This is a genomic window from Paraburkholderia caffeinilytica, from assembly GCF_051027425.1.
GTDB lineage: Bacteria > Pseudomonadota > Gammaproteobacteria > Burkholderiales > Burkholderiaceae > Paraburkholderia > Paraburkholderia caffeinilytica_A.
Genome location: NZ_CP186552.1, coordinates 2,212,077 through 2,233,200, shown reverse-complemented (window position 1 = coordinate 2,233,200; position 21,124 = coordinate 2,212,077). Strand labels below are relative to the sequence as shown.

11 protein-coding genes and 1 pseudogene are annotated in these 21,124 nt (G+C 59.5%); 7 read left to right on the top strand and 5 right to left on the bottom strand.

The genetic code is table 11. The annotated features are described in order from the left end of the window. Positions 1–582 precede the first annotated feature (582 nt). From ACOSV0_RS09685 to ACOSV0_RS09675, 3 genes are read left to right on the top strand one after another with little or no spacing between them, the layout of a single operon-like run. Positions 583–1,035 (top strand): hypothetical protein, encoded by a 453-nt coding sequence (locus ACOSV0_RS09685; RefSeq protein WP_434110112.1) that lies wholly within the window; start codon positions 583–585, stop codon positions 1,033–1,035. Between the two features lie 10 nt (positions 1,036–1,045). After that, complete coding sequence (locus tag ACOSV0_RS09680) at positions 1,046–1,753, top strand: P-loop NTPase (protein WP_434110111.1); 708 nt, start codon at positions 1,046–1,048, stop codon at positions 1,751–1,753. Next, positions 1,743–2,477, top strand: coding sequence for a hypothetical protein (locus ACOSV0_RS09675; protein WP_434110110.1), 735 nt, complete (start codon positions 1,743–1,745; stop codon positions 2,475–2,477). The genes ACOSV0_RS09680 and ACOSV0_RS09675 overlap by 11 nt, the downstream gene beginning before the upstream one ends. Before the next feature lie 46 nt (positions 2,478–2,523). Here ACOSV0_RS09675 and ACOSV0_RS09670 read toward each other — a convergent pair whose 3' ends face one another. Beyond that, positions 2,524–4,725: a ParB/RepB/Spo0J family partition protein gene (locus ACOSV0_RS09670; protein ID WP_434110109.1), complete on the bottom strand. Its 2,202-nt coding sequence runs from the start codon at positions 4,723–4,725 to the stop codon at positions 2,524–2,526. Positions 4,726–4,854: 129 nt separating this feature from the next. Further along, positions 4,855–5,688: a DUF932 domain-containing protein gene (locus ACOSV0_RS09665; protein ID WP_434110108.1), complete on the bottom strand. Its 834-nt coding sequence runs from the start codon at positions 5,686–5,688 to the stop codon at positions 4,855–4,857. Between the two features lie 867 nt (positions 5,689–6,555). Here ACOSV0_RS09665 and ACOSV0_RS09660 point away from each other — a divergent pair. The 3 genes from ACOSV0_RS09660 to ACOSV0_RS09650 all read left to right on the top strand — a co-directional run bounded on the left by ACOSV0_RS09660 (position 6,556) and on the right by ACOSV0_RS09650 (position 17,758). Beyond that, positions 6,556–9,552, top strand: coding sequence for a TrlF family AAA-like ATPase (locus tag ACOSV0_RS09660; RefSeq protein WP_434110227.1), 2,997 nt, complete (start codon positions 6,556–6,558; stop codon positions 9,550–9,552). Between the two features lie 431 nt (positions 9,553–9,983). Beyond that, entirely contained in the window at positions 9,984–11,087 is a 1,104-nt protein-coding gene (locus tag ACOSV0_RS09655) for a hypothetical protein (RefSeq protein ID WP_434110107.1), read from the top strand. A gap of 92 nt (positions 11,088–11,179) precedes the next feature. Next, entirely contained in the window at positions 11,180–17,758 is a 6,579-nt protein-coding gene (locus ACOSV0_RS09650) for a hypothetical protein (protein ID WP_434110106.1), read from the top strand. Between the two features lie 14 nt (positions 17,759–17,772). On the opposite strand, the pseudogene ACOSV0_RS09645 reads toward ACOSV0_RS09650, so the two are convergent. The 3 genes and pseudogenes from ACOSV0_RS09645 to ACOSV0_RS09635 form a co-directional block, all read right to left on the bottom strand. Next, a pseudogene (locus ACOSV0_RS09645) lies at positions 17,773–18,089 on the bottom strand (helix-turn-helix transcriptional regulator). Between the two features lie 100 nt (positions 18,090–18,189). Beyond that, positions 18,190–19,059 (bottom strand): hypothetical protein, encoded by an 870-nt coding sequence (locus ACOSV0_RS09640; RefSeq protein ID WP_434110105.1) that lies wholly within the window; start codon positions 19,057–19,059, stop codon positions 18,190–18,192. Positions 19,060–19,081: 22 nt separating this feature from the next. Continuing rightward, the gene (locus ACOSV0_RS09635; RefSeq protein WP_434110104.1) at positions 19,082–19,801 is read right to left on the bottom strand and encodes a CPBP family glutamic-type intramembrane protease; all 720 of its coding nucleotides are present in this window, start codon (positions 19,799–19,801) and stop codon (positions 19,082–19,084) included. Between the two features lie 304 nt (positions 19,802–20,105). Between ACOSV0_RS09635 and ACOSV0_RS09630 the strand changes: the two genes are divergently transcribed. Continuing rightward, on the top strand, positions 20,106–21,083 hold the full coding sequence (locus tag ACOSV0_RS09630; RefSeq protein WP_434110103.1) for an abortive infection family protein: 978 nt from the start codon (positions 20,106–20,108) through the stop codon (positions 21,081–21,083). The last annotated feature ends 41 nt before the right edge of the window (positions 21,084–21,124 follow it).

The following is a 21,124-nucleotide window of genomic DNA, read 5'->3' as shown; positions in this document are numbered from 1 at the left end:
TTCCGTTCGCTTGTTGACGGTAGTCAGCAAGCCTCTCCGCTCGATGCAGACAGTTGCGCTAGGCAAGACGGCGAAATCAGCACTGAGAGTTTGCTCGCTCCAGGCCCACAGTTTGCGGGCTGCGTGCGACGAGTTTGCGCAGTGAGCGCTGCGTGTCACACGGATCTGATCTTCAAATCTGACGAGTTGCTACCTCTTGTCGGTTAATGCAGCTGCGCCAGTCTGCCACGTGTACATAAGCGGCTCGTCGCAGTACCCGATGAAGGCCTGTTGGTAGGGCCGTTCTAGTCTGCAGGGTTCCTCGTTGGCGGTTGTCCATTAGGTGACTGTCGTTCCGGAGTCTGAGGCACGTGTGGTCGCGCGTCACCGTACGGTAGTTTGTTGAGTCACTCGTCCGATTCTGTGATTTGCGTTCTTTGAATCTGTTTGCTCGGGCGGAGCGTCAAAAATATTTTTCTGTTCCGTCGATGTCCAGCATCTTCCGAATAAATCCGATCGTACGGATTCACTCTTTGAAGGGGTATTGACGCCCGGTTTGACGATTTGCATGATGGTCTCGAAAACGTTGTATGGGAGCGAATCGTGCCGGGTGCAAAGAGCTATACACGGGCGCAGTGGGCCGAGTTTGTCCACGCACTTGAAGCATTACCGGAAAAGCCACGGGACGAGCAGCGTGTCAGTGTGAGTGATGCGATGAAGGAGATTCGCGCCCAGATCGCAGCAACCCAAGTGAAGGGGTACACGCTCGAAGAGATCGTCCAGGAGGCTGGACGTAAAGGACTCGACGTCAGCATTGGTGCAGTCAAATATGCGCTGTATCGTCCGGCGCCTTCCGATATCCCCTCCGAACTAGGTGGCCCGCGGGACAGGCATGGAGGGAAATCTTCGTCGGGTCGAAAGAAAGCCACAAAGCGGGCGGATAGCCCGCACGACAATGCGCGACTACAAAGGGGACGTGACGTAAATCAGTCGGGGTCGATGGAGGGTCAGGACACGTTCTCGTTTGAGATCCGGCCTGATATCGAAAATCTCTAGGAGATCGAGCATGGACGTTAGCGAACCCATTTACCTGGTCGGCGGTAGCAAGGGTGGAGTCGGGAAAAGCATGGTGACCCTCGCGCTGGCTGATTACCTTCAGCGGCACAATTCCCACGCCGTGCTGCTCGAAACGGACACGTCAAATCCGGATGTCATGAAAGCGCTTCGGGATGAAATGAAGTGCGTCGCGTATGACCTCGACGACGCAGACGGCTGGATCGGGTTTGTCAACTTCTGCGATATGCACCGGGGCGCAGCCGTGATCGTCAATACCGCGGCGCGAAATCAGACGGGAGTGAGGCGATATGGCGGGACGCTGGCGCGAACGCTTGATGAACTCGGGCGGCAGCTTGTCGTGTTCTGGGTGATCAACCGGCAGCGCGACAGTCTGGAGTTGTTGCACATCTTCGGGCAGACGTTCCCGGATACGATGACGCATGTGGTTCGTAACGGATACTTCGGTACGCACGACAAATTCACGCTGTACCAGGAATCGCAGCTCCGCAAGTCGATCGAGACGAAGGGCCGCTCACTGGATTTCCCCGACCTTGCGGATCGCGTCGCCGACGAGCTACGTAGTCAACATGTCTCGATCCGCAAGGCGGCGGAGACCATGCACATCGGGCAGCGTGCGGAACTCTTTCGCTGGCGGGAGCTTTGCGACATGATGTTCGCGAACGTAATCGGCGTCGACCGAACCGCCCATGAGCAATAGGCAGTCGACGGCGGTCGATCCGCTTGTCCGTCTGTTTCATGAAATCTCTGGCGATGTTCCGGACGAGGCCAGTCTCTCACGCATGCGCCGGGTATCTGGCGCACTGAATCTGCATGACAACGATGCGTTATGGTCGATGATTGCGGTGCTCGAATACTACGCCCGTCTGTATGAATCCATGCCAGAACGTATCCGGTGGGCGGGTGAGGGTAGTCTCGAAGCCGCGCGGCGGGAGGTCGGCGGCGCGACCGATACGCTAATGCAGCAGCATCGCGAAGCGCTTGAGCGTTGCAAGGCGACAATCCAGCTGGCGGAAAACCTGATACAGGAACATGAGGGCCGCTATCGGGCAGCGCTGGCAAGCCTGAATGAGGATGCGGTAATAGGTCTGATCGAGCGCATGTCGAATCAGGTCGCGCGCGCGGCAGGTAACCGGCTGATAGGCGCGGCGGCGGTTTCGGCGCGCGAGCAACGCGAACGGCTAGGTGATACGCTTAAAGCATTCGAGCAGGCGGTTGATGCATCGGCGGCGCGAGTGGAGAAGATGACGGTGCGAATGGAGAAGGGTTTCGCACGCTCGATGTGTCGCTTGTTGGTGGTGGGCCTTGCTGTTCTCTGTCTACTCCTGATTGCCGGTAGCCTCGTGGATTGGCGGATTGGGCGTCCTGTGGCGGGTTCAGACCGTCCGGCGGTGCAGTTGCCGCATGCAGACGGCAGGCCCTGACGGGCGCTGTCGTCTGCCGATCGCGGCCCCAGTTCAGGAGCAGACGTTAGGCGGCGCCTGGGCCAGCCTTCGCCGTGTTCATCGTAGCGGCGGTCGGGAAGGGCCACGGCGACTGTGCCGTGGGGGTATCCGCAGGCGCTTCCGAATCGTATGGTGCGTTGCTAACGTGCCCCTTACCGTTGTCCCGATTCGATTCGGTGTGAGCATCCCCGTCATCCTCGTCCTCGTCCTCTTCGCTAGCCCACGACGGCGTAGCCGGTGTCTCGCGGTCGGTGAGAATTTCGGGAACCCATGCGATTTTGGCGAGGCGTAGTTCGGCGGCGGCAGCAGCGTCGGCTTTTGTCATCTTTGACAGATCAGGGGTTACTTTCGGAGACACGGCAGCGGACACGACTTCCGCGATGCGTGCCTTGCTGACATGATCGAAATACGCGGCGCGCGTTGGTGTCCAGTACCGGGTCATGTCGAGGTCCAGTGCGCCCGCGAGCGCGTTAATCGCAGTGGGTTTTTCCTCGCCTTCGATGCCGTCGAGGAGAGTGCCGGTGCAAAATGCGAGCAGATTGAGCAAGGTAGTGCCAGGGTCCTGGCGGAGCAGCCACGGGAGCAGGTCGGGCCGTTTCGCCGGCAGTGCTGCCATCCATCGCGCGCGTTGTGCTTCCACGGCGTTCCACGCGGGGCTGGTGGGCAGGTCGTCGGCTACGCTCAGCAGAGCGTCATGATTGTTCTTGCCGGACAGCGTCAGATAGTCGCGCGCGGCCGAAAAACCAAAGCGACCGGGCAGTGCTTGCGGGATCAGGTGTCGCAACAAAGCCGCGAGCGCGACGGCGGGCTGCGCGACCAGTTCCGCATGGATGGCGGCGGTGCGGTGTGCGGTAAGCCGCTGGCAGAGTTTCGCGCTGTGGACGGGCTTCAATTTCGGAGCCAGTGAGCCCGGCGCGTCAGGGGCTTCCGCGTCCGGCGTACCGGAAACGGTCGCGCCTGCCGCGTCGAGTGCCGCAGTGTTGTCCCTTCGCACGAGGCCTCGCTCAATGTTCAGTTCGCCCTGCGGGCCAACGATCACAAACGCGCCAGCTTCAGCCATCTGTGATGCTTCCCAGACCATGGCGCGGCTTTCGACCGCCATGATCTCGGTTTTGATGCGCCCGATTTCGGCGTCGAGGCGTTCGGCTTCTTCGTAGGCGTTTTCGTCGTCCTCCGTGAGTGCTTCGAGGCTCTCAGCCAGTTCGTCGTGCTGTGCCGTGAGTGCGTCGATTTCGTGCTGCTCGTCTTCAGTGTACGGGCGCTGGACCGGATGCAATTTGCCGTAGCGGTTGAGTTCCAGCACGTCACGTTCGACGCGCGTTTCGATCCAGCCCCAGCCTTCTGCGCGGACTTCCTCAGCGGCGGCGTCGAGTTTTTGCGTGACGAGGTGCTGCAGCAGTTCGGCGTCGGCGATGTAGCCCGCGTTTTCGTCGTCACTGAACAGGTCTCGACGGACATATCCGCCTGCTGCCTCGTAGGCGGCGAGACCGACGAAGCGCACGAGGCGGCTGCGGCTCGCGTCGATTTCTGCGCGCGTGATCGCCTGCCGCAAATAGTGCGGCTGACGCTGCCACTCGTTCGCCTCAAACCAGAGGTGCTCCTGGGTTTCACGGCTGTCGACCAGGGCGAGCGCAGCCAGCTGGTCGAGCGTGATCGCGTCCTCGCGCAGCAGCGCGAGCAGATTGGGCGACACATTGGCGAGCTTCATGCGCCGTTTGACCGTGATGGGAGAGGCAGAAAACAGCGAGGCGATGTAATCGACGCTGCGGCCTTCATCAGCCAGCATGCGGTATGCGCGCAGCACGTCGAACGGGTCGAGTCCTTCACGTTCGCTATTCTCGATAAGTGAAATGGCGAGCGCTTCGCCCTCGCTAACGACCCGCACGGGCACCGGATAGTCGGCGCCGATGTGCTTCTGCTCGAATAGCAGGTCGAGCGCAGCCTCCCGGCGCTGGCCCACGCACACACCATACTGGTGCTTTTTGCCCCGTGAGCCTTTGATCTGGTGGACGACGAGGTTTTGCAGCAACCCTTTCGCGCGGATGTTTGCGGCAAGTCCTGGGATACCTGCCAGGGGTTTCGTGCGGACGTTCAGGGGGGAGCGCCGTAGGCTGGAATACGGCACGGTCATGACTGGCTGCTCGTTGCCGAAATTGGTTTCGAGTGCAGTTGAGCATTCGACGGCGTCAGTGGAGACGGTGAGTGTTTCGGTACTTTGGGCTTGCATGATGAACTCCAGAAGGATGGAACGAAGGTGCCGGGCCAGTGCTGTGTGAATGCGCCGGAACGTGACCCGGAGGGCGTCGTGGCGCTAAAGCCGGAAACGAGGCGGCGTGTGTGCACCGCCCCCGAGTCGTTAAGCCTTCAGTTGGCGCATGGCATCCGCGAGCATCCAGAGGGCGCGGTTGAGTTTCACGTTCTGGTCGATGCCCGTGATGGGGCGCGTGGACATCGTCCGGCCCGAACGCGAGCGTCCGTGCAGTCCGCCCTTCGTGAGGTTTTCCTGCACCCGGTTAAAGACGGTCCAGAGGTCATCGCGGCGATCCTCGAAGCGACGCGCGGAAAGCAGCTGGCTCTCAGTAACGGGCGCGGGCGCTTCGGCGTCGGTCGGGTCGTAACGCAATGCAAGGGCGGAACGGGCGAACGCCTGTTGTTCGTCGCGGTCGAGTGTCACGGCACGCATGCCTTCCTTCTGCTCGCGGATCAGATCGAAACCGTCGAGCACATCAAACGCACCGTTGATCACGTTCTGGATCACATTGCCTTTATGTGGCACGCGGATATCGGCGACGTTGTCGCCCGCGACCATGCCGTTCTGGCAGACAAACCGGAATGTGCCTGCCAGCATCTGGTAACTGCTCGTGCCGTCGTGCGAGTTCAGCAGCACGATTTCGTCGGCTTCTTCGCCCGTGATCTGGTCGGCGTGCCGAAGCCGGAGCATATGCTTGGTGAATTCACGTTTGCCTTCGTCGCGTACGCGGGTCTGGCAGATCATGAACGGCTGGAAACCCTCGTTGCGCAGGCCGCGAAGGACGTCGATGGTTGGAATGTAGGTGTAGCGCTCGGAGCGGCTTTCGTGCTTGCCGTCCGCGAAAATGGACGGGGCGACTCGGAGGATCTGGTCGTCGGAGAGGGGCGAGTCAGCGCGCAGCATCGGGGAGCCGTAACGGAAAGAGGAAGCGAGTTGCATGGCAATCTCCACAGTCAAGGTTGAGGACCTGAGCCGGGCGATGGGATGTGACTTGCAGGTGTGACTGAACACGTCCCGGTGGAACTCGGGGTTGGCTGTGCTGCCACCTTGCTCCCGGGTTCCCGCCCGTGCGACTTGAGGAGCCGATAGCGGACAGGCGTCAAGGAAAGAGGCGAGGGAGGGGTGCGGGCAACACGGTCCCTCGCCCCTTGATGCCTGTCCGCTATTGGCTACGGTCGCGGGTCGAGGGCGGGAACCTGGGAGTCGGGTGCATGCCATGCCTCGGGTGACCGGGCATGAGGCGCCGCGTAGAATCCAACGAGGTTGACGGCTGCGATAGGCGGCGATGCCCGACAGGGGCGAAACGCGGTACGCGGCTCGGCGCGCAGCGCGAAAGCCCGGTCCCGACGCGTAAGCGTCTGGAGGATTCGCGTTGATATGGGAATGTTGCGCTCCGGATGAAACAGCGCAACCGGATGGTGGGGAAAGCGCACGTGATCGACGAAAAGGTGCCGCGGTCTGGTCTACTAATGTCCGGATGCGCATTAAGCACCGCGTCAGCGGATCCGTCGATAAAACGCTCGGGCCGCCGAATCTGGATCGACTCCGATGGGCAAGGATCTAGTAAGCCTCTTGGTCACCAATAACGATCACTTGCGCATAATTACTTGCTGTACACATAGATGAAGATGACGGCGTTACCCTCGCCGCGAAAACTCGTAGTACGCTTACGCCTTTAGAGCGCATAACGCCCGAGCCATGCCTGCGCATGATCTCGAGTAGTATCGGTCCGCTGAGCAGGGCGACCGATTTGTCTTCGGGGGCGTTACAAGAGCGCTGATGCCATCGGGGAGGCACTTGAACAATATGGCAGAGGAAACACTAGGACGCGAAAATGCTGTGCACAGTGAACGTGGCTCTGAGTGGCACCGCTGGGATCCTCACATTCACACGCCAGGTACCGTCCTGAATGACCAGTACAGGGGGAATGATCCTTGGGGGGCATTTCTTTCCCAAGTGGAGACGTGCGACCCCGCGATCCGGGCGCTGGGAATCACCGATTACTTTGGCATCGATCCCTATGAAAAGGTGCTCGAGTTCAAACGCCAAGGGCGCCTGCCAAACGTCGGTCTACTCTTTCCGAACGTCGAACTTCGCCTCAACATTGAGACGAACCGTGGGGCGGCGCTCAACCTGCATCTCCTCTTCCCATCGGACGAGCCGGATCACTGTGATCGAATCAAGCGTTTCTTGCTCGAATTCGAGTTTCAGTATCAAGGGGAGAACTTCCGCTGTCATCGGGAAGACCTGATCCGCCTTGGGAGGAAGCACAAGCCGGAGCAAACGGACTCAGAGGCTGCCCGCTCCGTCGGCGCGAACCAGTTCAAAGTCAGTCTGGAGCAGTTAAAGGCTGCCTTGGGTAAGCACGAATGGGTCAAGCGCAATGCGTTGATCGCCGTCGCAGGTGGCCAGAAGGACGGTACCTCCGGCCTGCGAGATTCGACCGATTCGTGGGCCGCGCAGCGCAAAAACATCGAGCAACTGGCCCATATCATCTTTGACTCCAATCCCAGGCAGATCAGCTTCTGGCTAGGCCAGGGTGCGCTTTCCGTGCAGGAACTGGACGAGCAGTACAACGGCCGGAAACCATGCTTGCATGGGTCCGACGCGCATACAACTGACACGGTGGGAGCGCCGGACCAGCAGCGCCGCTGCTGGATCAAGGGCGATCTCTCGTTTGAATCCTTGCGCCAGACCTGTCTGGAGCCAGAGGAGCGGGTATTTATTGGACCGGAGCCGCGCCGCGGGTCTTTGCAGAGCCATACTATCGGGTCTTTAACGGTGGTCGGTGCGCCTTGGCTCAAGAAGGCAGTAATCCCGCTCAACGCAGGGCTGGTAGCCGTAGTCGGCGCTCGGGGCTCTGGAAAGACAGCACTGGCCGACTTGGTTGCCGCGGGGGGCTACGGCCTTTCGCCGCACCTCAACAAAGAGTCGTTTGTCTTCCGAGCCAAACAGCATCTGGATAACTGTAGGGCGGAGCTAATTTGGGAGAATGGTGAGACGACTGACAACGAAGTGTCGCACGCAGATGTCGACGATCTCCTGTACAGCTCCCATGTGCAATACCTCTCGCAGCAGTTTGTGAACAAGCTGTGCTCGGCAGAGGACGAGAGCAACCCTTTGAATGCGGAGATCGAGCGCGTCATCTTCAACGCCCACCCGAGGGACGAGCGTATGAGCGCGTCCACGTTTCAGGAACTGCTCGAGCTGAGGCTCGAGAATACGCGTCAGAAGCGCCGGCGCCACCAGGAGACGTTACGCAAGGCTTCCAGTGACCTGACGGAGGAACGCACCCGAAAAGCGAGCTTGGCGGGGCTGGGCAAAGATCGCGCGGAGAAGGCCAAGGCGATTGAGCAGGACAAGCGCGATCGCAAGTCTTTAATTCCTAAAGGTAACGAGGAGAGAGCTAAGCGACTGGAAGATGTTTCCCAAGCCGCCGAGGATAAGCGGTTGCAGGTCGAGAGGGCGAAGCGGCGCCATCAGACGCTGATGAGTCTGAAAGGGGATGTCGAAGACTTCCGCACTCGTCGCGCGCCGGAGTTCTTGGGCGAAATGCAGCAAGAGCGCGCCGACACTGGCCTGTCCGAGGTGGAGTGGGGTGCGTTTAAAGTGGACTTCGTGGGAGACGTTGACACGCTGTTGGCAGAGCGGGTGCGCCAGGTGAAGGCGCTGGTGGTCAAGATGCAAGGTCCGTCCGATCTCGATCCCGTGTTTGTGGAAGGCGCGGACCCCAATGTACCTCTCATCCCTGAGGGGGCAGAGCTCCAATTGCAGACCCTCTCATTGCTCGATTGCGAAGTTGCCCGCCTGAACCTGCTCGTCGGCGCCGACAAGACGAAGGTTAAGCGCTACTCTGCTCTCACCGACAAGATTACCAAGGCGGAAAGCGCTTTGGTCAAGCTCGACGAGCAAATCAAACGTGCCCAAGAGGCGGATTCCAAGATTCGCGACCTGGTTCAACTGCGCCGGACCGCGTACGCGGGGGTGTTCGAGGCAATCGTCGAGGAAGAGCAAGAGCTCAAGCAGCTCTACGCTCCGATTCAACAGAGAATCGCGGCCGACACTGGCTCAATGGGACGACTGGCCTTCACGGTCAAGCGCAATGTCAACATCGAAGGCTGGTGCGAGGTCGGCGAAGACTTGCTCGATCTGCGTACCGGCCCGTTCCGTGGGCGTGGCCAAGTCCTGCAAGCCGCGAAGGGGGTGTTGATGTCTGCCTGGCAGACCGGGTCATCAGACGAAGCGGCTACCGCGCTGCTCGAATTCGTGAAGGCGAACGAAGAAAACCTGCGGGCGCATCAGCCGGATAACGTCGAGTTCCGCGAATGGGCTCGCCGCATCTCCGACTGGCTTTACAGCACTGAACACATCACCGTTGGCTACAGTCTTCAGTACGACGAGGTCGAGATCGAGCAACTCTCACCAGGAACGCGCGGGATCGTGCTACTGCTGTTGTACCTGTCGATCGATGCGGAAGACGACCGGCCGCTCATCATCGACCAACCCGAGGAGAACCTGGACCCTCAGTCGGTATTTGAGGAACTCGTGACCAGATTTCGCGAGGCTAGGAAGCGGCGGCAGATCATCATTGTGACGCACAATGCAAACCTCGTCGTGAACACCGACGCTGATCAGGTCATTGTTGCCTCCTGCGGCCGTCATAGACTGGGGCAATTGCCTGAGATCAACTACGAGTGCGGCGGTCTGGAGAACCCGCGTATCCGTCGCCGGGTCTGCGAGATTTTGGAGGGGGGAGAACGGGCGTTCAAGGAGCGGGCTCGGCGTTTGCGCGTCGCGCTCTAGTCAGTGAGCCGCGCCTACGCTCAATGACTACGCAGAGTTCGTTGCGCTTGCGGAAGAGTTGCCGCCTGAACTTCTGTGGGAATTGCTTGTTCGCGCTTCCGATATGCATTGGCTGCTGAAGGGAGTGGTGAATAAGCAGCTCCAGGAAAAGCCTCCTAAGGCCAACGTCGCGCAGGCGCTCCACCCGATTGCTACTGATCTCTTGGTTCGCAAATCGGACGTGGCCTGAACAGGGAAAGGGAAGTGTTGCGAGCGTGGCGCGCATATCGGCTGGCGGCCAGTTGAAAATGCTACACGATGACTTTTTGTGCTGAAGCAACGGTTTCAATGGTGTTGGACAAAAAAAGATTTGCTTTGCAATGGCCGCTCTTTCGGCTGCTTTCGCCGCCGCCAAGTTCGGTCGTTGGATCTAAATTGGAAAAGGGAGTGGCATGACCGGAAACCCAAGGCTCACCGCTTTGCGCGACGCGCTCTTTGAGCACGAGATTTTCACGGCAGGCGCACTTCAATGTCCGCATGTGACCGTGCAGGCGATTGGCCTGCATGAAGCCACGTGGAATTTCACTCCGACCGAGCTCGAAGATGAACTCGCTCGTATGCAGACGCTGGGTTGGGTCTCCGGCAACCCTATTGGTTATTGGTATGCGACTGAAATCGGCCAGATTGCACGCGAGCAGCGTTGGCAGGAGCTTGAGCGCAGGCATCCAGCCCTGAGCGATCCGCGGTCGGCCGTCGAAGACCTCATTCTTGGGCTCGCGCACAGCGAAGCAGCCGAATTTCCGGAGTTTTTACCTGGTGCGCAGCGACTGCCGGAGCGCGTGCTATCGGTTTATCTAGCGCACATTGACCCTCCCCGGCGCGAGCATGCTATCGACTCGCTCCTCTCTGCAGGGCTGGCTGTGCGGGGTCCCGATTATGACAATCCGGGAGAAACGGCGCTCTTCACCACTCGAGAAGGGGCTATCGCATATGCGCGAGCCGTCGTGCCACGCCTCGGACTCTGTCCGCCAGCGACTCTGCTCTCGCGCAGCGAAGAACGGGGCCTACCGTTTGGCGGACTCGGATTCGAGCCACTTGTTGCCGAAAATTTGGCATTTCGTTGGGCGGAAGCGCAGCGCTGCATGCGTGCGTGTGCATGGTTGGCCTCGGCTGTGCTCTATGGCTCTATGCTCGAGCTAGTTCTCGTCGACTGGTTGTCGCGCGACGAACAGAGGGCGAGAGCGGCAAGCCGGGCGCCCAAGAATCCGAAGACAGGTGTCGTTTTTCCGCTTGAGAAATGGTCGGCGGAGAAATTGATTGACGTCGCGGCGGAACTCAATCTGCTCGGCAACGGTATCGAAAAATACGCTCAGGGACTGCGCGGCACGCGCAATCTAATCCATCCCGCCAAACACATCCACGAGCGTAGCGAACTCGATACGCACGCGGCGCAAATCGCTCAACTCACGGTGCGAGCGGTGATCGAAGCGCTTGCAAGCGCAACTCGGGACAGCGTGACTACGTCCGCGCCCACAACGGCAAGCCTGCAACATTGACCTCGATCGGCTATTTGTGCCGCGAAAATCGATCCGGCATCAAAACGATACGAGATGACACGACTAATTGGACCGCGTGAATCAAGCCGAGCATGAGTGATGACAATACTGGCGCCGCGCCGATAGAAATCGACAAAGTCCGAGCCTCAAAGGCGGGTCATGCCTTTCATGAAGCTTGGGCTGCGCGCACAGCCCTTGAACTCTTGCCGCCGTCGACCGATCTTATCGCTATCACGCTTGAGGGTTTCGATGAACAAGACGAGCAGAGCTTGGGAGCCAGCGCGGTTGAAATTGCCGATCTTGTCCGGTACCACGGTGCCAAGGATGTTGCCCGGGCGCATCGAGTCGCAGTGGTTCAGTTCAAGTACTCGATCGCAAGCGCCGAAACGCCAGTTCGAGCTGCTGACTTAGCATCAACTCTTGCCAAGTTCGCCTCGACCGATGCCGAACTTAGGGCGACGCATGGCGATGACCATATTGTCGCCGTGGTGCGGTATGAGTTCGCCACGAACAGGCCCATCCACGAGAACTTGGGAAAGGCGATCGCAGCAGTTGTCTCGGGAATTCAAGAAACGGGTGATGTAGCACGCCAAGCAGGCCAGATCGTACAGGCCCTGAAAGAATATCCCCATCCCTGTGCTGACCTGCTGCGGCGATTGGAATTGGTCGGCAGCAAGGGAAGCTTGGCCGAATCGGAGCGTGCGGTTTCAACGACGCTCGCCGCATGGAGCGAACCTGGCGATCCGGACGCGGAGAAACGCCTGCTCAAGTTGCGGAATCTCATTAGGATCAAGGCTGGTCCGGGTAGCGAGAGGGACAAACGAATTGATCGGGTAGCGGTCTTGGCAGAGCTGGAGGTGGAGCACGAGGATCGTTTGTATCCCACGCCCGCCGCATTCCCCGCAGTTGAGGTGATCATTCAGCGCGAAGTTCTTGACGATATTGCAGTCCTCGCCCGCGAATGTGGACTTCCTCTCGTCGTCCATGCGGCAGGCGGGATGGGCAAGACTGTCCTGATGCAAGGACTCGCCGATCAATTGCGAGCCGATGGCCCCGTAGTGCTCTTCGATGGGTTCGGCGCTGGTCGCTGGCGAGATCCTGCCGATGGTCGGCACCTTCCGGAAAGGACGCTCGTCCACCTCGCCAATCTCATGGCCGGGCAAGGTCTGTGCGACATTCTGTTGCCAGTGGCGGACGTTACGGGCTTGCTGAGGGCATTTCGCCGACGGCTGGCCCAATCGGTGGAGGCGGCGCGGCGAACTCGCAGCGATGCCTGTGTTTCACTGGTGCTCGACGCGATCGACCATGCCGGGCTTGCGGCGCAGGAAACCGCGACATCGTCGTTCGCACACCTTCTCATGCGCAGCATCAGCGTCGATCCGATCGACGGTGTCCGCATCATCGCGTCGTGCCGGACTGAACGGCTCACGCTGGCAACCGGCGATACATCGCATCGTCTTTTCTCAGTTCCATTGTTCACCGACGCGGAAGTACGTGCCCTCGTCGGACGGCGCATACCGGATGCCTCGGCCGAGGAGATCGCCGCTCTGTTGACTCGATCGGGTCGCAACCCACGCTGTCTCGACAACCTGATCACGACCGGGCGGCCATTTGATCCCGTGGCTTTTCCTGACGCCCCGGAAGAGCCCCAAGATCTGCTCGATGTGCTGCTTCGTAAGCGTCTCAATGAAGCACGAGAAACTGCACGTGCTCGCGGCGCAAGCGATGCGGACATCGATCTCCTACTCACAGGCATCGCCTTGCTGGTGCCCCCAGTTCCCATTGAAGAGCTTGCTGCGGCACACGGCCTGATCGCGGAACAGGTTGAAAGCTTTGCGGCTGATCTTGCTCCCTTACTGGAGCGAACGCCGCACGGCCTGATGTTCCGCGATGAACCGACTGAGACCTTGATCCGATCGAACCATGGCGTGAGCCAGGCAGGTCGAGATCGCGTTATTGTCGTTCTCCAGGAACGCCAACTCACCTCGAACTATGCAGCCCGAGCCTTGCCAGCTTTACTCACCTCGCTACGCGATGCTGACCAACTCATTCAACTGGCCTATGATCTGCGTGTTCCACGGGGTGCTTCACAAGTAAGCGCGCGCGACATCCGCTTATCGCGGATCACTGCGGCAATAGCGCTGGCGGGAGAGCTGAACCGGCGCGACGATCTTTTGCGCCTGTTACTGGAAGCGTCGCTCGTTGCTGCAGGACATGAGCGATCCGACCGCTTCCTATATGAGCATCCAGATCTCGCCGCCATAGCGCGTGACCCGGAAGCCCTACGACGGCTTTCCGCAACCAATGTTGGCTGGCCTGGGGGGAAACACGCCGCTCTTGCGCTTGCGAACGACTTCGCAGGCGACCGAGACGAGGCCCGTCGGCACGCTCGGCGATCGATCGATTGGCACAATTGGGCAGCACAGACCAAACGCAGTGCGCGTTTCAACGATTCGATCACTTCAGGGCAATGGGACGATATTGGCTTTGCCTATATCGAGATGCTGGCGGGCAACGACGTGCGCGTTGCAGAGTTCTTCGCCCGTCGCGCCGATGGTGCGGCCTTCGTCAAGTTTCAGGACTTGTTCGATCTTCTGGATCGACACCAACATTCGCCGCATCCGCCCAAAACGCGCGTTGCAACTCGACTGTTGCGTTGCCGACTGCAATCGCGAGCACTTTACGCTGCCGCGCTCCCATTCGTCGGTCGCGACCGATCCCATGCCAGGAGGCTTGTCCAGGCGCTTGCGGCAGTACCTTCTGAGAATGGAAAAAACGAAGGCTTGGCGACGGCCAGCGTGCTGGCGTCGGCGGTGGCGATGGGGCTTGGCTTGGAGAAAGAGGCAGCGGCCATCCTTGCCGGAGCTGCACTTAAATCTCCGACCATCTATGACTATTCAAGTCACTATCCGATCAACCCCACGATTCATGTAACCGTGCTGGTCGCCGGTGTTCGAGCTGCTTTGAGCCGGAAGCATGCCGCCTTGATCGACATGGCGCCGACTGAATTTATCGGGTTGGTGCCCGCAGGTGCACGGTCGCGGGGTGGTGCCACCTTTGTCCGGGTACTTAATCAGAAGCTGGCGGCTCCGAAGTTCGATGGAACTCCGCATCGCCGAAAGCGGCGCAATGGCCTCGATGAGGAAAAGCGGTCGGACTATTCGCGTACGCTTGGCGGTCGGATCTTACCGCTGCTGAACTACGCGCAGGATGTCGCCGACATCATTCGCCCGCCGCGTGGAAAGACGCGAAGCGAGATGGTGGCTATGGCCTTTGATCGACTTGTTCGCGATGTCGAGCAGTCGTCCAACTATCCGTATCGCGACGGAAAGGCGTATCTCGCCCGAACTTGTTTCCGAGTGATCTTCGATCTCGCCGACGCGTTAGGTGCGCTCAATGCGGTGCTTGCGAAGCGCATGGTCGAGTGGGCGGCGAACGCTCCGGGCCTGTTCACGCCAGAACTTACCCATACGGTCGCTCGACTGTCACACATCCTCGAATGTCACGATGCTGCGCTTCTTCTTGCTGGCCATGTCGAGCGCAAGATCCTGCTCGATACCAATGTCGGGATCAGGGTCTCGTCCTATGGTGAACTCGCTCGCGCGGTCTGGCGAGTCAGCACTGAAGAGGCGGCGGCCTATTTCCGCCGTGCGCTTGACTTGACGGAGGCAATTGGATCGGATGATTTCGATCGTACCAACCACTTGCTCGAACTGACGGGCCACTATTCGGGCCCCGAACTTTCGCCAGCAGCGGCGCACACCCTGGCGCGCATCCTCGAATTGAATCAGAACGAGGACGGCAAATTCCCTTGGACCGAATACGCCCAAACGATGGTGCCGGCTGCTGGTCGGGCGACGTTGGCAGTACTGGCGCGGCTAGACGATCGTGACACGGCCCGGCTCGGACTGTCACTCGGCCCAGCGTTAACTGTCCTCGTTCGTGATTCGAAGCTTTCAGTTGAAGTCGCCGTCGCTTTGTTTGGCTTGGCTGCTCCGATCGAAACTTGGACGTGGCATATCTCGGGCTTCGCGTCAGAGATCATTGGCCGCCTGCCTCATGAGCAACGGGAATGGTTCTTCGATCTGCTTCTGGTCGAAATTGATCGCGACGATCAACTATCTCCCACGAGGGAGACGATCGAAGGGCTACATGACCTCGCTGAGCGGACTCTCCCTGCCGTTTCCCGAGCTCGAACACGAATCGAGGGCCTGCTCGCTCGCCTTGGGCCCAAATCCGAATCGCAATCGCTCATCCCCCCGTCGATCGCGACAGAGCCGCCGGCTTTCTTCCCGGTGGACCTCACGGACTCAGGCGACATCGACCGTCAGATACTCGACGAGGAGATTGACCAGTCGGGACGACGCTGGCCAGTTCGGACACTGATCGATTTGGCCAAGCAAGCCAACTCTCCCGCCGACCGTCTCGGGTTCGTCCGCGCGGTCGTTGAAGCAACGGCAGCCACGCTTGCCGACAAAATCCGCGCACTGGACGATTACCTGGAGGCGTGGGGTAAGTCGTCGGCGGCTATGCGCGATGCTCTGCCTGACTTGGGGCTACGCTTGGCGACCAAGCACGCTGCCGAGCTCGCCAGTTCATGCACCGATGCATGGGGCGGCTGGCGGGGGTTGGAGCAATATTTTCATGCCGATCGCGCATCCCTTGTCGAGCACGTAGTTGCCGCGCTCCGGAGCACGGCGGATAGCCTTGGCGGTAATGCCTACCTTGCCCTCGCCGCGAAGCTGGCGTCGGACGTCAGCGCCGGTGCAATGGCCGAGGGCCTCGAACGGTTTCTGGCGAACACAGGCGAAAAGCTGCCGTCCGAAGTTGGAGACGGGCCGTGGAACGCTCGATTTGCGGTTCCGCCCGACGAGGCGGCATTCGTAGCGGGACTCCTGTGGGCTCGGCTTGGCCATCCCGTTGCAGAGATGCGCTGGCGCGCTGCCCATGCGGTAAGGCGTTTGGTGGTGGTCGGACGCTTCGATGTGGTCGAAAAACTGATCGAGCGCTTTGAGCCTGCCCAGAACTCGCCTTTCGGCGATGCAAAACTGCCTTTCTACGTCATGCACGCGCAGCTCTGGCTGTTGATAGCCCTTGCTCGCGTAGTGAAAGACGCCGCTCCCGTGTTCACTCACCATTGCGCGTTCTTCGAGCGAATCGCATTTTCCGCTGAGTTTCCGCACGTTGTCATGCGTGCGTTCGCGATTGACATACTTCGCGAGCTTGCGCAGTCTCTGGCAATCAATGAGCGCGAAGCTGTCATCGCCAAGCTTGCCTCGGCAAACCAGTCACCTTATCCATATGCACCTCGAAGCGACTATCGCGAGCTCCGCTACGCCCCCAGGCCCGACGCCTCGCCACGAGCAGAGGATGGCTTCCATCTCGACTATGACTTCAACAAATATCAGGTCGAGCGCTTGTGCCATGTCTTCGGCTGTCCAGGCTGGGAGGTGGAAGATCGCGTTTGTGCATGGGTGCGGCGGTGGGACGCAAAAGTTCGAGCGATGCACGATTGTCCGCGCAGCAACAGCCATGACGAATCTTGGTCGTCGGGATACGTCCCCGACCGCGATCGCTACGGGGGATATCTCGCCTGGCATGCACTCATGCTTGTTGCCGGTGAACTGCTGGCCAGACGGGCGGTTGTTGGCGAGGACTGGGACGGCGACGCTTGGGGCGCATTCCTCAGGGAATACACGCTCTCACGAGAGGACGGCCTCTGGCTTGCGGATCTTACCGATCCGTTTCCGCTCGACCTTACCAAGGCAGCGGACATGCCTATGCCGGAGAGCGGTGAGAGCGGTACCGTCCGCGAAGATAGCAATCTGCTGGCACCGTTACTCGGTCTGGCGGACGGCAAGGTAGTGACGGATTGGCTTCCCATTGCGGGCCGTTGGTCGATCGGGCGCGATACAACTGTCATGCTTCAAAGTGTACTGGCGAATGTCAGTGATGCGCGAGCGGTGGTCATGACATTGCTCTCAGACAAAACATTTTTTAGATGGTTGCCCGACGATGAAGATGAAATTTCCCGTCATTTCGGCAGCGACGGTCATACGGTTCAGCCATGGGTTGCAAAGACACCGAGCACTGAGCGTCAGCTCGATCGGCACGATCCCTATGGTGCCGCCACCGCACTCGACAGGCCGTTCCCATCGGACTGGACGCGAGGCCTGCTGGGGACAATCGCGGATGACAAGGCGATACGTCACTGGTCTATTGACGGGGCATCAGCATATCGTGCCGAGGCCTGGGGGGCTGAAGGTGGCCGCGGTGAGTACGCCTGGAGTGAAACCGGATACCGATTGTTCATCACTCGCGGCGCATTGTGTTCATTGCTCAAGCTGTCCGAGCGTAGTCTTGTCATCTCGCTCAAGCTCCAAAAATATCATCGCGGGAAGTCGACCGGACGCAGCGGGGACACCAGCGCCTTTACGCATCGGTCGCTGGTGGTTGTCATAAACGAACCCGGCCAGATTTGGTCACCGCGGCATCTCTCTCGACAAGCCAAAGAAGCGCTCTCGACGCTCGATCCCGATCGACGGCGAGATATCTATCCGCGGTTCCGGGCGATCGCTGGTCTGCCAGACGAGTGGTTATCTCGGCGAAGCGAGTCGCCTGATCTCGAGGAGCTATACCGCAAACTCATTGAGGGGCAGGCGCCCGACTAGGGCAATGCCCGGCCTCACTCTCCACATGATCCCGTCCGAACAGGGCGGGATCTTCGTAGGTGGACATCGGGCTTTGAGAATCCGCTCCGCGCTCCTGCTTGCGCTGGTCAATCCACGCTTCCACTTCGGCCAAGTCCCACACGACGCAGCGCGGCGTCAGGTTGAAGCGACGCGGGAGTTCGCCGCGGCGCTCCATTTCGTAGATTGTCGTGTCGGCCAAAAGAACAATCTGCCGCAGTTCATAACGGCGGATGGTGCGCCGGAATGGAAGGGGGCTAAGCTTCGGAAACTGCGGGAGTTCGTCATCGGAGTTCGTCGTAGGCGTTCCCAGGTGGCCTCAAATACTTCGGGAGGCGATGCGACTTTCTGCGCTGGAAGGGCCATGGCTGGACGGGCTTTCCCTTTGGCCGGCGGGCGGACCTGGGCCGCGTTTAGTTCACTGTGTTCTGCGCTCGCGCGAAGGAAAAGAAGCGTTCCAGTGCATCCGGAGGTGCTTCCTTCAGATGCCAGAGCGATGACTGGGTGACGAGGTTGAACGCCGTTTCTTCGTTGGACAGGACAGCCGCGGCGGTGGTAGAAATTATGAAGCCATCGCACTTGCCATCCGTGATGGCTCGCTGAAGGATATTGCGGTGGCGGTTGATGAAATCCATGTTGAAATCATCGAGAAATTTTTTCGCGGTCATTCTTTCCGGCTGCGCGATCACGTGCCCTGCAGGCGTAAGGTCATCCAGATTCAATGCAATGATCCCGCCGTTTGCGAACGGCTCCAGTTGTTTTGCTCCCTTTCTGACGTGCTTCTCCACCCCGTTCTCCGACCATATTTTTTTGCAGGCGATGGGGTAGTCACCATTGCCGAAGTTGACCACGATGTCCGGCTCCGCGGCTTTGCCGGCCAATCCGTTCTTCCTGATGTCGGCAAGGAGCACCACCTCCCAGAGGGCGTCCTTTCCCTGTGAATTGCTCCTGTCATCGGGTTGCATGACGCTACCTGCCATCCGTCTTAGCGCCTCCCGAATTCCAGGTTCTTCGGGCAAGTAGGTGATGGCGTCCGCCAGGCGATTCACATAGGCAGCCTCGGATAGAACTCGAATGGTTGGAACGCGCTGCGCCACCCATTCACGGCTCAGGATATCCGCCTGGTTGAGTAGCTGCGAAAGTGCGCTGCCGTTCCCGAGTTTTACATTGCGCTTCTGCAGGACTTCTCGCACAAGCTGGGCTTTGGCTGCTATCTCTTCATAGGTGTCAATCAAGGCGCGGTCTACGACGGTAGCTTGATTGGATTCAGGTTTCAGGTTCATCTTCAGTCTTGCCTCACTCCGGTCAGCCCTGAATGTGTGCTACCACCCGATCGCAGATCAGTGCGAATGCGACGGCGTAGCTGTGCAACGCGATGGGCAATACTACCCCGTCCGTGCGAATGCGTGCCCGTGAAAATACAACGCCGAGGGTGAACAAAAGCAGGTAGGTCGTCAGGTAGTCGTAGTGCCGGTGCTGCACTGAAAAGAGAAACGCTGTTGCAACCACCGCGGCTATAGCAATCTTGCGGCTTGCCTTGAACGGTAGCGTCGACAGAAGGAAGTGCCTAAACGTGAGTTCTTCCACAATCGGGGGGAGTGCGAGCAGACTGATGACCATCACAACATTCTGTGTCGGTGTCTTCAGACTGTAGAGCGATGCCATGGCTGCCTCTCGCGGTTGCCCGAGGCAATACGCTGTGCTGTATGCGGCGATGTAGAGCACTGAGACCGCCAGCATGCCGCGGATCACATCCTTTCGCCGGATGTTGCCGACGAAGTGGATATCCGGAAAGCAGAATCGCTTGTGGAGCGCGAACAGGGCCAGCATCAGCAATGCTGCAGGCCCATAGTAGACAGGGATGCTGTAATGGATCTGTGTTGAAAAGTCGAACTGGCGGGCGATCGCCGGATTGACCAGCCTATATCCAGCATAGGCGAGCAATCCAAAGACGAGCGACAGGCGCCAGCGAGTCGCAAAGGGTTCTCCGATACCGAGAATGTCCACGTGTCGTGGTGCATCCATGCGCGCGTCCATTTTCTCCCTTGTTGGCATTCGAACACATCGGGCCGTAACGATAACCGATTTCATCCACTTCCCCGATAGGCGTGCAGCATTGCCCTGCTACGAATCGAGCTGCCACACCCTTCTTTCGTAGAGACAGTCGCGGCCTGAGACAAGGACGGATCCGAGAATAGCTACGCTTGTTTGGCTGAGTAGAATAGCCGGACAACGCGGCGCGCCTAGGGTTCAGTGTCCCGCCTAGGGTTAAATTAAACCTTAACTTGAACGGCGGGCTGGGGCAGGCGCGGCACGCGCGAGAATGTACATGGACGACAGAATCAAGGCGCTGGCTGCCCAAAAGCGGCTCATCGACACGAAACAGGTGCAGCTGGCCGAGAAAGCCGTCGCACTCGAAGCGAAATTGGCTGGCGCGTTCGGCGAGGCTGGTGTTTATGCATCCAGTGCCAGCGTGACACTGGAAGAGTGGCCAGACGGGCACACCTATGGATGGCTGTCTTACGCGTTTGGGCGGCTGAGCGTTGGCCACCGCACGTCCGATGACGATATGGCCGACGCGTACGCTGGTATTCCGGAGGATGAAAGAACGAACGCTTACCAGCCGCTGGCGAGCTGTTCGTCGAATTGGCTGGTACGCCTGCTGGATGAAACGATGATCGGGTCGTTGCTGGATGACATCGCGGCAAGACTTGACCAACAGGAGTTCCAGCTCGATGGCTCGCTGTTGGCCCTGCGAACCGTCCTTTCGGCGGAGTCCGCGAAGCTCGACGGGCAACTGGCCGAAAATCTGGAGAGGATGAACAGCGATGCGTTAAAAATGCGCTCGGACGAACTGCTGGATGCGATTCATCTTCACACGGGGGATGGTCTGACCCGCAGCAGCAGTTTCCTGGAGTCGGTCTGCGCAGAAATCCTGCGGGAGCGTGGTGTCGCACTGCCCAAGGACAAGTCAATTTCGCCCCTCGTTGACGCGTGTATCGACCGCCTGGAATGGCCGGACAGGGATGTACTGGAAGACGCGAAACGATTTTTCGCTGGCGTGAAATCGATCTGTGGGGGAATCGGTGCCTTACGTACTCACTTCGGGACGGCGCACGGGGCGTCAGGCCATCGGCCACCGCTCGATGCCTCATACGCGAGGTTCGCAAAAAATGCGAGCGTTGCGGTCGCTATCTTCCTGATCAACTGCCACGCCGGACGTTCCGAAGCGCCCCTCGATGGTGGGACGAAAGAATCGTTGTCGTCCGTGAAGCGACAACTCATCTCGCCACCAGAAAAAGCATGACCTAGAATCGTTCACCATCGCTCAAACGCCACGCGGAGTGC

Bases quoted from the DNA above. Each gene is read 5' to 3' on its own strand.
- ACOSV0_RS09665 (WP_434110108.1), bottom strand. From the start codon at position 5,688: ATGCAACTCGCTTCCTCTTTCCGTTACGGCTCCCCGATGCTGCGCGCT.
- ACOSV0_RS09635 (WP_434110104.1), bottom strand. From the start codon at position 19,801: ATGGATGCACCACGACACGTGGACATTCTCGGTATCGGAGAACCCTTT.
- ACOSV0_RS09670 (WP_434110109.1), bottom strand. From the start codon at position 4,725: ATGCAAGCCCAAAGTACCGAAACACTCACCGTCTCCACTGACGCCGTC.
- ACOSV0_RS09660 (WP_434110227.1), top strand. From the start codon at position 6,556: ATGGCAGAGGAAACACTAGGACGCGAAAATGCTGTGCACAGTGAACGT.
- ACOSV0_RS09630 (WP_434110103.1), top strand. From the start codon at position 20,106: ATGGACGACAGAATCAAGGCGCTGGCTGCCCAAAAGCGGCTCATCGAC.
- ACOSV0_RS09680 (WP_434110111.1), top strand. From the start codon at position 1,046: ATGGACGTTAGCGAACCCATTTACCTGGTCGGCGGTAGCAAGGGTGGA.
- ACOSV0_RS09640 (WP_434110105.1), bottom strand. From the start codon at position 19,059: ATGAACCTGAAACCTGAATCCAATCAAGCTACCGTCGTAGACCGCGCC.
- ACOSV0_RS09650 (WP_434110106.1), top strand. From the start codon at position 11,180: ATGAGTGATGACAATACTGGCGCCGCGCCGATAGAAATCGACAAAGTC.
- ACOSV0_RS09675 (WP_434110110.1), top strand. From the start codon at position 1,743: ATGAGCAATAGGCAGTCGACGGCGGTCGATCCGCTTGTCCGTCTGTTT.
- ACOSV0_RS09655 (WP_434110107.1), top strand. From the start codon at position 9,984: ATGACCGGAAACCCAAGGCTCACCGCTTTGCGCGACGCGCTCTTTGAG.